Consider the following 12,576-nt stretch of genomic DNA (forward strand, 5'->3'; position numbering starts at 1 on the left):
CAGCTCGTGCGTCGCGGGTGCAGCAAGTTACTCGTACGTATGCCGGACCTGGTGTCCGGCATACGTACATCTCACTAGGGTTGGAGTCATGCGTCGAGCCAAGATTGTTGCGACCCTCGGACCTGCCACATCATCACCGGAGAAAGTACGCGAACTCGTCGACGCGGGCATGGATGTCGCCCGGTTGAATCTGTCGCACGGCGCGTACGCCGACCACGAAAAGGTCTATGCCGCAATTCGTTCCGCGAGTGCCGAGTCCGGCGCGGCCGTCTGTGTGATGTGCGATCTGCAGGGTCCGAAGATCCGGACCGGCCGGTTCGCCGAAGGCCCGATCACCCTGGCGAACGGCGAACGTTTCGTCATCACCGTCGACGACGTGCTCGGTGACCACGACCGCGTTTCGACGACCTACAAAGGTCTGCCCGGTGACGTGCAACCCGGTGACCGGTTGCTGATCGACGACGGCAAGGTCTGCCTGCGAGCGGTCGAGGTGACGGCCACCGATGTGATCACCGAGGTCGTCGAGGGCGGCGTCGTCTCCAACAACAAGGGCATCAACCTGCCAGGAGTCGCGGTGAGCGTGCCCGCGCTGTCGGAGAAGGACGAAGCCGATCTGCGCTGGGCGCTGCAGCTGGGCGCCGATGTCATCGCGCTGTCGTTCGTGCGCGACGCCGACGACATCGAGCGGGTGCACGAGATCATGGCCGAGGAGGGCCGCACCGTCCCGGTGATCGCCAAGGTCGAGAAGCCGCAGGCGGTGGCCAATCTCGCGGCGATCATCGCCGCCTTCGACGGTGTGATGGTGGCGCGTGGCGACCTCGGCGTCGAGCTTCCGCTGGAGGAAGTGCCGCTGGTGCAGAAGCGCGCCGTCGAGATGTGCCGCAAGAACGCCAAGCCGGTCATCGTCGCCACGCAGGTGCTGGAGTCGATGATCGAGAACTCGCGCCCGACCCGCGCCGAGGCGAGCGACTGCGCCAACGCGGTGCTCGACGGTGCCGACGCGATCATGTTGTCGGGGGAGACCAGCGTCGGCGCGTGGCCGATCGAGGCCGTGCGCACCATGGCGCGCATCATCGAAAGCACCGAGGAGCACGGTCTTGAGCGGGTGCCCCCGCTGGGCTCGCGCCCGCACACGAAGGGCGGCGCGGTCACGGCGGCAGCAGCCGAGGTCGGTGACCTGCTCGGCGTGCGCTACCTGGTGACCTTCACCGAGTCCGGTGATTCGGCCCGTCGGTTGTCGCGGCTGCGCAACCCGCGCCCGATGCTGGCGTTCACGCCGTCGGAGGCGACTCGCTCGAAGCTGGCGCTCGTGTGGGGTGTGCAGACCTATCTGATGCCGCAGGTGCAGCACACCGACCAGATGGCGATGCAGGTCGACGAGCTGCTGCTCGAGACCGGCCGCGGCCAGGAGGGCGATCTCGTGGTGATCGTCGCCGGTTCGCCGCCCGGAATCCCCGGTTCCACCAACGCACTGCGCGTGCACAAGGTGGGTGATGCCAAAAACCACGTCGCGCCGGCCTACGAGTGAGAGCTGTGGATCGTGGGAGCGACGTGCCGTGTCGTCGGCGAGCCTCGCGAATCCTGTTGTGACCCGGCCTGTTTCGGGCTGACTCAGCCCGTTTTGGGTTGGAGCCGTGGCATCCCATAGACTGTCGCGGCATCCTCGCCGGGATGGTGGAACGGCAGACACGGAGCACTCAAAATGCTTTGCTCGAAAGGGCGTGCGGGTTCAAATCCCGCTCTCGGCACCAAGACCCCCTTACTCGAACCCGCACGAAATAAGTCGGCGAGTCGGTAGGTCTCAGTAGCAACTTCAGTGCCGTTGGCCGGTAGGCCAGCGGCACTGTTTCGTTGGAGGACCGCGCTGGGCTGCGTGTTTCGCGTCGTGTGGCCCTCTATGGCCGTTTCGCTGGAAGTACCCGCGCCAACCATGGTCGTGGGCCTGTGGGCGGCGTACGCCTTGGCGGCTTCGTGAAGTTCTTCAACGATTGGCGTTTTTTCGTCTCGCGTGACGCCGTCTTCGTCGATCCAGAGGCGGACGAAGCTGGCTTGGTTGAGGTCACGCCGTGAGGCGGCTGGTGCTCCGTTGTAGAACTCTTCTGGTCGTTCGAGCAGCGTGGTGTGGTGCTGGATGAACCGAGCTCATTGGGCGATTTTGTCGCCGGTCTCGGTGAGTCCTTGTTCGGCGCGGTGGCGTTCGATTTGGAGTTGGCGCAGTCGGGCTCGAATTCTTTCTCGTGGCAGTGCGCCATCTTCTGTGAGATCGAGCAGTTTTTCTTCGCGCGCCGCCAGGGTGGTGAGCTTCCTGCGGTACCTCGCGTGGAGTTCGCGGATACTGGCGGATTCGCTAGCCATATTTTGGTCAATGGCCTCTCGGATCTCGGTCAGAAAGTCCGTGGGTAGACCCAGTGTGACGTAGTGCCGTGCGACGGCATCTTCGACGCGGTCCACAGGCAGGTATGGCAGGTCGCAGACGCCATCTTGTCGGCCGCGGCATAGGTAGTAGGCGTAGGTGCCGCCACGGCCTTTGGCTTCGGTGTAGATGAGGCGGGCGTTTCGTCCGGCCTTAGCGCAGCGGTCGCAGTACAGCAGGCCCTTCAAGTAGTGATAGAGCACACGGTCGCGTTGTCCTCGCTTCGACCGGTGATTCATGACCTGCTGCACTTGATCGAACAGGTCTTGATCGATGATCGGTTCGTGCCGTCCGGGGAACTGTTCACCTTTGTAGGTGACTATTCCGACGTAGTACGGGTCTCGCAGCATGGTGTGTAGCTTCGCGATTGAAACGGGTTGCTGCGCGAACTTGCGGCTGGGTCTGGTGGTGAACCCGAGATCCGCCATCGCGACATGGAGCCGCTCGAGTGAGTAGTCGCCAGTGGCGTAGAGCTCGAAGGCTTGTTTCACAAGCGGTGCTCGCTCCTGGTCGAGGGCAATGCTGTTGATGAGCCGCCCGTCGTGCTCGACCCGGACGTTGAGGTAGCCGAGCTTTGCTCGGCCAGTCGTTCCCCCATTTTCGACTTTGTGACGCAGCTTGATCTTGATGTCTTCGCCGGAGAGGCGGACTTGGACTTCATTCATGATGTCCGTGACGGCTTCCATGGCGTCCGCCATGATGCCGTCACCGAAGTCTTCTTTGGCCGACACGAGTTTGACCCCGAGTCGCTCGAGTGTGCGCTTGGTCATGACGGCGTCTCCGAGGTTGCGGAAGGCGCGCGAGCGCATGTAGATGATGACGTAGTCGACCTCTGGGTGTTCGCCGAGGTAGGCGAGCATCTGCTTAAACACGGGCCGTTTCTCGATTGTCTGCGCTGATGCGCCTGGTTCGACGAATTCCTGTTGCAGGCTGGCGCCGAGGGCGACTGCTTTCTTCGCGCTCCACTCGCGCTGGGTGGCGATGGAGTTGCCTTCGGCGTCGACGTCGGCACCGGCACTCATTTGTCTCGTGGTCGAGACGCGTAAGTAGGTCACTGCCACTTTGGTTGCCGTCTCGGTCGCTGTGGGGTGTGTGGCGGTCGTGCTCATGTGCGTGCTCCGTTCATCTGGATGGTTCGAAACTGCTGTGGCTGCCATGGCAGCCTTGAGACTGGTCGTGCGCACCGCTCGGTGCGCTTCGTGGTCGGGTCGACAAGGCCGGTTTGCTCAAGGCGCACCTGGATGGCCTGCTGGCTGACGCCGAAGTGCGTGGCGAGTTGGTTGACGTTTTGTGTCAGGTTGCAGAAGACGTGCTTGAGCTCTCGTTTTGGCACGAGGACGGTGCCTGCGAAGTAGTCAGCGGCGCGTTCTGCTTCCCACCGGCTGCGGTAGAGCCGCTTATCGGCTCCGTGGTCGATGATGTGCTTGAACTCGTGCAGGAGGGTGAAGCGCTGGCGTGCGAGGCTGTCCTCCTGGTTGAGGGCGATGACCCACTCGTGCCCGTTCCAGAACGTCATGCCCGTACTGGACAGCACTTCGTGCACAACCCGGATGCGCGGCATACGGGCAAGATCGGCCTCGTCGATGCCGTGGCCGCTGATGCCACCTTCGCCGAGGAGTTGCACCAGCCTGGCCGCTTGTCGTTCCGCTAGTGCTTTGGTGTCGTCGAAGGACATGTGGCATCTCGGGGTCATGGCGCGAAGGCTCGCCAGCGGAGACGTGGATGTTGCGTGGGTGGTGTTGATAGTTTTCATGGGAGCCTCCTTTCGGGTAACGGTTGTGTTTGGTACTAGCGTTCGTCTTCTCCAGGTCGTGGACCAGGGTTGTTCGGGTCGAAGCCGTATTTCTTGGTGATCGCTTCAATTTCGTTAATCGCTGCGTCGGGCATGCCTGGGTACTTGTTGCGGAAGTACGGCTGCACTGTTGGCAGCGTCTCGGCGGTGTCGTACCCAGCCAGTCGGACCAAGTCCATCTGATCGATGTTGAGCAGACTGGCGAGGCGCATGACGGCACCATGATCCGGGTGGGTGACTTGATCGGATTCCCATAAATGCAGCAATGATTTAGATACCCCGACCTGTGTCGCCGCTTGGCTGAAGCTGAGTCCTGATTTCATTCGTTCTCTGTGAATAAGTTGCCCGAACGTCAGTCCGGTCTTTTGTTGTTTGTCCATGGTCCAATTTTACGCGATTCGTCCAGTGAACTAAACGATTTTCTCGTTTTCTACAACATTATTTTCTATAAGCACAATATGTATGCACGCCGAGTAGTTTCTTATGTCGAATGTGTGTGCGGTGGAAACCGAGAGAGTGCTGGTGGCACTCGATCTCGGTTTCCACCTGGGTGGAGGGGTGGGCAGGGAGCGGCATGTCGATCCCTTGGGTGCAGGCTGCAGGTGTTACTTGCTGCCTGGTGACGTGCGCCGAGACGAACTCGGGGCGGTGTTCTGTTTCGCGTGGTCTCCGACCAGGGCCGCGAGTGCGGCTTGTTGGGCGGTGGCTTCACGGGTGAGTTCGTCCTGGAGTTCGGCTGCGCGGGCAGCGATCTCTGGGGCTTTGCTCATCGTGTCGAGCTGCGTTTCGATGCCGGCGCGGATGATGTCCGTGGCGGATCGACCCGACAGCTTGGCGAGCAGGGTCAACCGGGCGTGCAGCTCGCTGTCGAGTCGCACGGCGAATGTCTTGATGTCGCTCATGTCCGTTTGTCTCCTTCCTGAGGGTCTTGTCCCGTTTGTTCGCCGCGTGGCGTTTGAGCGGGCCACCGTCCTCGGGGTGGTGCAGCCCTCGACCTGGGGATTCGGGTCGAGTGGCTGCAGGTGCCCGGGGACAGTGACGACAGAGTCAGGTCGTTCTGAAGACCCAGCAGCGGCCGTCGTCACGGCGTTCGATCCAGACATGCCCGTCATCCACGGCGTTCTCAACGAAGGCATCGGCGTCGAAGTGGAAGAACTCGACGAGATCCCCGATGTCCAGACGTAGTTCGTTCAGGATGTTCTGCGCGTCGGTGATCGCCAGTGCCCAGTCGGCGGGTGTGGCGTAGTCGCCGAGGTAGGCGTCCTCGAAGCTGGCGAGCATGCCGGGGTCGCCGTCGTGTAGGTGCGCCCAATACGCGAAGGGCTCGCCGTACTCACGGATACCACGGGCGATAGTAGAGATGAGCTGCGGATTGTCACCGGGTCGGAAGTGGAAGTCGCCGAACCCGATGCTGTCGTAGATGTCGCGGCCGTCGAGCGCGACCTTGAGCTGGTCGGGGTCGAGGGTGGCGTCGATCCACTGCCCGGTCATCGCCTCGGAGCCGGTGGCGACCCAGATACTCGGCTGCGGCGGTAGGTGCTCGGGGTCGAACCCGACGGCGGGTTCGTCGTCACGACGCGTGGACTGTTGCGTCTCGTGGCTGTCTTCGTGGTGGTGTCTGCTGTGGCGTGGGGTGTATTCGTTCATGGTGTTCCTCCTTTCGTGGTCTTGGTGATCGGCTCGCTGCTGCCGTTGTTGTTGGGTACCGGATAGCCGGGGATGTGGATGTCGCTGTGGATTTGGTTGCCCCAGACATGCCACCGATCTCGCCCTGAGGTGTGCGGGGGTTGCCGGCGGGCGAACAGTTCGAGGTAGGGTCCGGGCGAGATCCGTTCGATGAGGGCGTACTGCTCTTCCGGTTTGTGGGAGTGGTCTTGGACTGGTGCCTGGATCCACGTCGGCTGTGACCGGAACCGCACGGGTGCGGTGCCTTTGGTGGCGAACAGCAGGTGCTCGGTCGAGTTGCGCAGGTAGTTGCCCAGGCCGAGGCGGAACTTGATCCAGGTCAGCGGTGAGCGGACGGTGAACCCCCACGCTTCGGCGACGTCGTACCCGTGCCGGAGGGTGGCGTTAGTGACCCACAACCACAGGTGCGCGTCGTCGGCGGCCAGGTCCGCGACCGGCATCGCTGTGATCCGCTCGAGGGTCATGAGTTGGTAGTGCTCCCCGGCGCCGCGCTTACCCTTCTGCTGGATGTCCCAGGGCGGGTCGGCCAGGATCGTGCGGTACTTCGGTGCTGCTGGTGGTGTTGGTGCTGGCACGCTCATGTGGCGCCTCCGGTGACGAGCAGTTGGTGGAGTTGCTGTTCGGTGGTGGCGACGCGATGGATTTGGCTGGTGAGTTGGCCGCGTGCTGCAAGCGTGGTGATGCGTTTGATCAGTTCGTCTTTGCGCTGCTGGGCGCGTGGTCCGTGCAGTACCCAGACGATGAGCGGGAAGACACCATTGGTGGATTGCTCGGTGCCGGAGCGGTAGTACGCCTCGTACTGCTCGCATTTGCGTAGCAGTGTTGGGAGGGATTCGCTGCCCATGTCGACTTCGACGAACCAGTGATCGTCGTAGCTGCCTTCAGTGTCGTGGCCGGCGAAGCGCAGCTCGAGATCAGGGATGAGTCGTAGTGCTGTGCCGCCGAGGCCGGTGTAGAGCCGCGTCGCGTGCTTCTCGATTCGTACTTGTAGGGCGGCGTTCATTGCAGTGGCAGCGGTCATGGCGGCCAGGTGCGCGTCGGCCATCGCGAGTTCGTGGGCGACGAATCGGCTGCTGGGTTGGCTGCCGCTGCGGTAGCGCCAGCCGGGTGGTTGCAGTTCGGCGGCGTGTCGGTGCCCGGCACTGGTGAGTTGCCATAGCTGCACGCCTGACCCGGCTTCGATGCCTCCGACACGGCGTGGTGTGACGGGCTGCACCACTCCGGACAGTCGCAGCCGCAGTAAGGCGCGGCGGGTGACGCGGGCGGCTGAATCGAGGCGCAGCTCATTACTGGTGGGGAAGCAGAACTGCTGCACCTGATGCGTCGAGAGGAAGCGGTGGGTGCCCAAGATCGTCAGAATGGCGTTGTCGCGCTCGACGAGTTCCGTGCGGAGTCTCGCACCAGCGGCTCGCCCGATGACTCGTCGACCGGGCGCCGCCTTCGCCCCTGTAGGGGGCGAAGTATTCGCGGGCGAAGACCCCTGGGAAAGGGCGGTGACGTCGGACGATGCTGTATTCGGGGACGCAGGGATCGGACGGACGAACGGACTGTTTTGGTTACTGGCAGGCATGCCGTTTGTGCCGTCGTTGGTTTCATTTCTGGTGTTCATTGGTCGTCCTCCTTTCGTGTGCGGTGGTTGATTCGGGGTGCCGCGTCGTCTGATGCGTCGCCTGTGGTGGGTGGCGGTGTTGGGGCTCGGCGTACCCGGCCCAGTGGTGCCGCCCCCGACTGACCAGGTGCGCTGGGTCCGCGTGTCGTGGCAGTGGCACCTCGGGGCGTGGTCAGTTCGATCAGGGCGGCTTCGGTGTCCTGGGCTGGGTGCCCGAAGGTCGTCTCCGACGCATGTTGCAACTCGATGGGGTCACGGATCGGGGCGGGTAGGACCCGGGTGGTCAGGGAGACCCAAGGCGCGGTGGAGCCGTCGACCAGCAGTCGGGCGTACGCGTGGTAGCGCGGCAACGTGGCGAAGTCGTCCGCGACCAGGAGCTTGTCGCCGAACAGGTGCGCGGTCGCACTAGCGTCGTCGCCGGAGAGCCGGAAGACGATCTTGCTGCCGGTGTTGGCGTCGACACCGGGCAGCAGCCCGCCGAGTTGTTTGCGGTATTGGTGAGCCAGGGTGACGCCCATTCCGAGGGACCGGGCCTGCGCTAAGGCATCGTCGAGGGGGCTGTTCAGTCGCACGTAGTCCTGGGCTTCATCGACGACGAGGCCGACCTGGGTGCGCTGACTGGCGGGGACCTGCAACCTGGTCAGCGCGGCGCGCCAGACGTCGGCCACGATGAGCGAGCCGAGCAGCGAGGCGGCTTCGTGCCCGATGCGGTCTTTCCCGAGCCGGACCAGCAGGATCTTGTTCTCGGTGAAGACCTGCTCGATCCGGAAGCCTGGTTCGAGTTGCCCGATGACGGCGCGCAGGCTCGGACGCAGCAGCACGGTGCGCAGTTTGTTCATGAGCGGCCGGATGATGACGGCGCGGGCGTCGTCGCTGAGGGCGTCGTATTCGGCCCAGAAGGCGCCGAGCCCGAGTGGATCACCAGGTGCTACGGCTGCGACGACTTTGCGGCGGAGTCCAACATTTGTGAGTAGTAGTGGGATGAGCGCTAATGATGCCTGCCCACCCGTGAGTCGGTACCGGGCCAGGCTCAGCGCGGAGGAATGGAGCAGGTCGGTGGAGCGTGGTCCGAGGCCGGTCCCGAACAGCGAGGTGAAGACGGTGACGATCTGATCCGCGACCAGGTCCGCTTCCGCCGGGGTGCTGACGCTGCCCAAGCTGTTGAACCCCACGGGTCGCGCTGAACCCGGGTCGAGCACCACCACATCTGCTCGGCGATGCTCGGGGATGCGGGCCAGCAGGTCCGTCACCAGATCCGCTTTCGGGTCGATGACAATCTGCCCCAGGCCGGCGTCGATGTCGTGCAGGATTTGCTGCGCCAGTAGCGTCGATTTCCCGACCCCGGTCGGACCCAGGATGTGCCGGTGCTGCAGTCCGTCGCGCAGCCCCTGATGGATCTCCCGGTCGACACCGTGTTCGGCGGCCACCGTGCTGGTCCCGTAGCAGATGCCGCCCGATGAGGGGTGTTGTTTCGTTGCTGGCAGCAGCCGTGGGTGCCTGGGGCGCAGCCCCGGTAATGGGGTATCCGGTGTGGCGGCGACGGGCAGGCCGAGCGGCACTAGATCTGCGACGCTCAAGCTGAGCGGCCACAAGAATGGGGATGACACCGAGGTGACGGATTTCGGGCTGCAGTTGAGCAGGCGAACTGCTTGGCCGGGGGCTTCGAGCCCACGCAGCGCGGCACCGACCTGCCCGATGAGGTGACCGGCACGCTCCTTAGAACCGAAGGCGGCTAGGACTCGGATGCAGCAGCCGAAGCCGTGCTGCCCGAGCTTGGCCACCTCGTCCACTGGTGCCTTCTGACCATTCGCTCCCGACACGGTGCGGGGCCAGGTACGGACCCCAAGCACTAGTTGGAACCGCAGCACCTCCTTCGTGCCAGCTTGTGTCAGTGCTGCCAGCAGACTGCGGGTGACCGCGGACTGTTCGGCAGCGGCATCGGCACGCAGTGGCCGCTGGCGGTGCCGTGAGATCCGCAGCGTCGCCGCCACCTGAACCGAATCCATGCCAGACGGCAGCGAGACATCGGTCGAAGAAACCAGCACCGTCGGCAGGTGCGTGCGGACCACGTGCAGCGCTTTCCGCAGCGCGATGTCATCGTCCGCACCGAGCCGCCACCGCAGCGTCCCGCCGGTCCCGATGACTTCCAACACCAGCCGGGGTTGCCGAGCCAGTGCAGCCAGACCGAGGAACAGCGCACGGACGGCATCCGGCGAGAGCGCTTCAGTGAAGCGCAGCTCGCGCCATACGGAGGAGGGTCTAGTCATCCGCCTGCTCCAGACGGTCGCTGGTGCTGTCGGCAGTGAGCGGAGCCGTTTCACCGGGTGCTGCTGCGCGACCGGCTTGCTGCTGCGCTTCGGCTTCAGCTTGCGCCATCGCCATCGTGATGACCGCCCTCGCGATTTTCTGTACATCGGGTGCGCTGCGGAGTTCACCCCGAACGCTGATGTGCCGCTGCTTGCCCCGATACGCCCGGACGGTGCGGCGAGCAGTCGGGGGAGGAGAAGCTGATCCAGTGTTCTGCCGATCGTGTGCTTCTCCGTGCTTCTTAGGATTTTTTGGCATGACAAATACACCCTCCTTTCAGTGTGGTTGATGAAATCAATTCTGATGCGGCGGAACGAATGCGAGTCGTTCAGTACGCTGCACGAACTGCGTGTCTTTCACTATGCGTCCAACGCGCTGAACGGTCAATAGGAAATGTGCATTTCACATCACCGATCGGACGGCCGCGAAAAGATACGCAGTGAACGAAATTCCCCGTCAATACAATAGTGACTTTTGTGCGTTACCAGCCACGCCCGCGCCGCACCAGCAGCCAGACGCCGATCATTGCCAGCATGGCGCAGACACCGATGCACAGCGGCAAGAACACAGCCGCAATAAGTCGCACCGCGCCGTAAAGGGCTATGGCGCCAAGCAACACCGCGAAGCAGCAGCTGACGATCCGGTCGAGTAACTTGCTCGGATCCCGGTCGCCGCTCATGACGTTCCTTCCGATGGCCCAGCTGTCGGTTGACCAGGTGCCTCAATAACCCCTAACGCCTTCGCGGAGCTGTCAGAACCTGCACAGATATCGGTACGGTTCGAAGTGGACATAGATGTAATCCATTTCGTGGGAGTGAGTGACATTGATGGTCCGAAAGTCCCCGGAGGCGCCGCGGTGCAACGCGGCGCCTCCGGGGCGCCCAGATCGACTGGACTACTCGAACGGGTTGCGCCAGCTGTGACCTGCGGCCCGGTTCATCTGACGTTTCGCGCTGCGAAGCGCCGTCGAGAGGTCGGTGTCAGCGCGGTGCAGATCACGCACGACACCTCGTTCGCTGCGGCGATCATCAAAGGTGACCCATCCGCAGATCAACAGGTAGAGCACGCCGAAGATGCTGGCACCGACAGCGACAACCTCGCCCATCGTGATCAAGAAGCTCACCACGGGCGCTCACCAGGCCGGTACTGCTGCTGGCCGTTCGGCTTCTCGAAGCGGCGCAGGTGTTCCCGCAGGTGGGTGTTCCCGCCTGCGAGGTGATCACCGTACGCGGCGACGTCAGCCTGTCGGCTGTTGGCGTACAACGAGATGTCCGGTCCATTCCCTCCGTTGGCTGACCTCATTGGAGGGGTGGGGTGGCGTCGATGAATCCGTCGCGTTGCTGCTGAGATGACCACCTGCGTTGACAGGGCTGCAGTTCCGCCGGCAGCTCCAGTCGCGAGGGTAAGCAGCAGGCCGCTCATGACAGGAACTCGGATCCGAAGTTGCGCTGGATGCGCTGTGCCTTGTCAACGAAGCCGACTTCGATACGACTGAGCACAGCGTCCAGAACCGGGTCACCGTTGGCCAACTGACGCCGGTAGTTGTCTAGATCCACGGCCCGTTCCATGATGCGGCCGGTCAGGGCCGCTTCAGCATCCACCTTGAGGCCGTTGAACTTGGTCTCGCGGATGAGGTTGCCCACAGCCCGGGTGTGCTGCCGTTCTTCCTTGCTCGGTACCAGGCTGCGGCGGGTGTCCGCCCAGCGTTCGAGTTCGTTTGACATGTGCCGGATTCCTTCCCAAGTCTCGATCCGCCGCAGCTGAACGCTGTTACTGATGTGATCGGTAACTTGGAAGCGACGCTAAGCGAGGCAACAGTGGCGAGTCACTGACACAAAACTGACACCGGTGGAGCCGATCTTGGCGACCACGGCGGCATCGCAGTGGCTGCGAACTACGTCGTCGACGGCCCCTCGCTAGCGTCGGACTTCGGCGGTGGCGGGAAGGACGCAAACGGTGGAGTGCGAGGTACGTCGTTGTAGCCCGGCCAGCTGCCCCAGGTGACGGTGGCTTCGGTCATGAAGTTGCGCTGGGTTTGGATCTTGGCGACCAGGCGGTTGTCGGCCATCTGGCTGCCGAGCACCCACTGCGGCCAGACGCCCATCCGCCACTCAACGTCGACCTTGAAGAGCCACTTGGCACTTGGCTGCAAGACCACTGGCTTCAGTTGCCAGCCGGCGCGCACGTATTCGGTGGCAGGGCTTGGTGGGTCCTCGAACTCGAACGGAAGATCCTGCAACTTGTCGTTGATCCACACCGCTGGCTCGCGATATTCCGATCCCGGATCCATGTGCAGCGCAATGACCGGGAACACCAACGGGCCGGTCTGGTAGATCGTCAGGTGACCCCACGGGCGAAAGAACAGCACCTCGTCACGGAAAATCGTGGCCAGTGCCTCGGTACCACGGTCACTGCGACGTCGAGCCGTGCGCTCGTCCACGAAATGCGTCTCCGCGTACGAGCGCAGACGCTTCTCGAGCGTGTCACCGGCAGACACCAGCCCACACGTTTCGAGATAGGCGCGAATTTCGCCCTCTGGCTCTGCCGCGTGGTGCTTGAGCATGTCAACGACCGTGGTGAACGCCTGATCCTGGCTCCCCATCCCGACAACGCGGACGAGCGCCCCCTGGCCCACCAAATCCGCAGCCGCGTGCAGCCCTCCACCCCGACGAACAGCGCGCAGGCACCGAAGCAGTTCCTGCTGCAGCGGATCAGGCGTCACTCGCCAAACGGTAGCCTGGACCCGAACATGTACGCGCTGCGGTGGTG

The 12,576-nt window shown here is 63.4% G+C and carries 13 protein-coding genes and 1 tRNA gene; 2 read left to right on the forward strand and 12 right to left on the reverse strand.

Annotation, left to right across the window (positions count from 1 at the left end; genetic code table 11):
- The first annotated feature begins 88 nt into the window (after nucleotides 1-88).
- Nucleotides 89-1,528, forward strand: coding sequence for a pyruvate kinase (gene pyk / locus BKA23_RS06780; protein WP_145226661.1), 1,440 nt, complete (start codon nucleotides 89-91; stop codon nucleotides 1,526-1,528).
- Nucleotides 1,529-1,665: 137 nt separating this feature from the next.
- A tRNA-Leu gene (locus tag BKA23_RS06785) sits at nucleotides 1,666-1,751 on the forward strand.
- Between the two features lie 391 nt (nucleotides 1,752-2,142).
- Here BKA23_RS06785 and BKA23_RS06790 read toward each other — a convergent pair.
- The 12 genes from BKA23_RS06790 to BKA23_RS06845 all read right to left on the reverse strand — a co-directional run bounded on the left by BKA23_RS06790 (nucleotide 2,143) and on the right by BKA23_RS06845 (nucleotide 12,529).
- Nucleotides 2,143-3,522: a recombinase family protein gene (locus BKA23_RS06790; protein WP_170226395.1), complete on the reverse strand. Its 1,380-nt coding sequence runs from the start codon at nucleotides 3,520-3,522 to the stop codon at nucleotides 2,143-2,145.
- The gene (locus tag BKA23_RS06795; RefSeq protein ID WP_145226665.1) at nucleotides 3,519-4,166 is read right to left on the reverse strand and encodes an ImmA/IrrE family metallo-endopeptidase; all 648 of its coding nucleotides are present in this window, start codon (nucleotides 4,164-4,166) and stop codon (nucleotides 3,519-3,521) included. The genes BKA23_RS06790 and BKA23_RS06795 overlap by 4 nt, the downstream gene beginning before the upstream one ends.
- A 35-nt stretch (nucleotides 4,167-4,201) precedes the next feature.
- On the reverse strand, nucleotides 4,202-4,585 hold the full coding sequence (locus BKA23_RS06800; RefSeq protein WP_145226667.1) for a helix-turn-helix domain-containing protein: 384 nt from the start codon (nucleotides 4,583-4,585) through the stop codon (nucleotides 4,202-4,204).
- A gap of 225 nt (nucleotides 4,586-4,810) precedes the next feature.
- Entirely contained in the window at nucleotides 4,811-5,107 is a 297-nt protein-coding gene (locus BKA23_RS06805; RefSeq protein WP_211841607.1) for a ribbon-helix-helix protein, CopG family, read from the reverse strand.
- Between the two features lie 145 nt (nucleotides 5,108-5,252).
- On the reverse strand, nucleotides 5,253-5,852 hold the full coding sequence (locus BKA23_RS06810; RefSeq protein ID WP_145226669.1) for an antirestriction protein ArdA: 600 nt from the start codon (nucleotides 5,850-5,852) through the stop codon (nucleotides 5,253-5,255).
- A complete protein-coding gene (locus BKA23_RS06815) occupies nucleotides 5,849-6,472 on the reverse strand; it encodes an MT-A70 family methyltransferase (protein ID WP_145226671.1) in 624 nt (207 codons plus the stop codon). Before BKA23_RS06815 ends, BKA23_RS06810 begins: the two co-directional genes overlap by 4 nt.
- Nucleotides 6,469-7,239 carry a replication-relaxation family protein gene (locus BKA23_RS06820; protein WP_170226396.1) on the reverse strand — a complete coding sequence of 257 codons (771 nt, stop codon included), beginning with the start codon at nucleotides 7,237-7,239 and terminating at the stop codon, nucleotides 6,469-6,471. The genes BKA23_RS06815 and BKA23_RS06820 overlap by 4 nt, the downstream gene beginning before the upstream one ends.
- A gap of 257 nt (nucleotides 7,240-7,496) precedes the next feature.
- Nucleotides 7,497-9,767, reverse strand: a complete 2,271-nt coding sequence (locus BKA23_RS06825) for a type IV secretory system conjugative DNA transfer family protein (RefSeq protein WP_145226675.1) — start codon at nucleotides 9,765-9,767, stop codon at nucleotides 7,497-7,499.
- Nucleotides 9,768-10,288: 521 nt separating this feature from the next.
- Entirely contained in the window at nucleotides 10,289-10,486 is a 198-nt protein-coding gene (locus BKA23_RS06830) for a hypothetical protein (RefSeq protein WP_145226677.1), read from the reverse strand.
- Between the two features lie 216 nt (nucleotides 10,487-10,702).
- A complete protein-coding gene (locus tag BKA23_RS06835; RefSeq protein ID WP_145226679.1) occupies nucleotides 10,703-10,930 on the reverse strand; it encodes a hypothetical protein in 228 nt (75 codons plus the stop codon).
- Between the two features lie 295 nt (nucleotides 10,931-11,225).
- Nucleotides 11,226-11,531, reverse strand: a complete 306-nt coding sequence (locus BKA23_RS06840) for a hypothetical protein (protein ID WP_145226681.1) — start codon at nucleotides 11,529-11,531, stop codon at nucleotides 11,226-11,228.
- 170 nt (nucleotides 11,532-11,701) lie between these two features.
- The gene (locus BKA23_RS06845; RefSeq protein WP_211841608.1) at nucleotides 11,702-12,529 is read right to left on the reverse strand and encodes a hypothetical protein; all 828 of its coding nucleotides are present in this window, start codon (nucleotides 12,527-12,529) and stop codon (nucleotides 11,702-11,704) included.
- Nucleotides 12,530-12,576 lie beyond the last annotated feature (47 nt).

The organism is Rudaeicoccus suwonensis (assembly GCF_007829035.1).
GTDB classification, from domain to species: Bacteria; Actinomycetota; Actinomycetes; order Actinomycetales; family Dermatophilaceae; genus Rudaeicoccus; species Rudaeicoccus suwonensis.

Excerpts from the sequence above, each read along its gene's own strand:
- BKA23_RS06815 (WP_145226671.1), bottom strand. The coding sequence starts at position 6,472 with ATGAGCGTGCCAGCACCAACACCACCAGCAGCACCGAAGTACCGCACG.
- BKA23_RS06805 (WP_211841607.1), bottom strand. The coding sequence starts at position 5,107 with ATGAGCGACATCAAGACATTCGCCGTGCGACTCGACAGCGAGCTGCAC.
- BKA23_RS06825 (WP_145226675.1), bottom strand. The coding sequence starts at position 9,767 with ATGACTAGACCCTCCTCCGTATGGCGCGAGCTGCGCTTCACTGAAGCG.
- BKA23_RS06810 (WP_145226669.1), bottom strand. The coding sequence starts at position 5,852 with ATGAACGAATACACCCCACGCCACAGCAGACACCACCACGAAGACAGC.
- pyk (WP_145226661.1), top strand. The coding sequence starts at position 89 with ATGCGTCGAGCCAAGATTGTTGCGACCCTCGGACCTGCCACATCATCA.
- BKA23_RS06800 (WP_145226667.1), bottom strand. The coding sequence starts at position 4,585 with ATGGACAAACAACAAAAGACCGGACTGACGTTCGGGCAACTTATTCAC.
- BKA23_RS06795 (WP_145226665.1), bottom strand. The coding sequence starts at position 4,166 with ATGAAAACTATCAACACCACCCACGCAACATCCACGTCTCCGCTGGCG.
- BKA23_RS06790 (WP_170226395.1), bottom strand. The coding sequence starts at position 3,522 with ATGAGCACGACCGCCACACACCCCACAGCGACCGAGACGGCAACCAAA.
- BKA23_RS06830 (WP_145226677.1), bottom strand. The coding sequence starts at position 10,486 with ATGAGCGGCGACCGGGATCCGAGCAAGTTACTCGACCGGATCGTCAGC.
- BKA23_RS06840 (WP_145226681.1), bottom strand. The coding sequence starts at position 11,531 with ATGTCAAACGAACTCGAACGCTGGGCGGACACCCGCCGCAGCCTGGTA.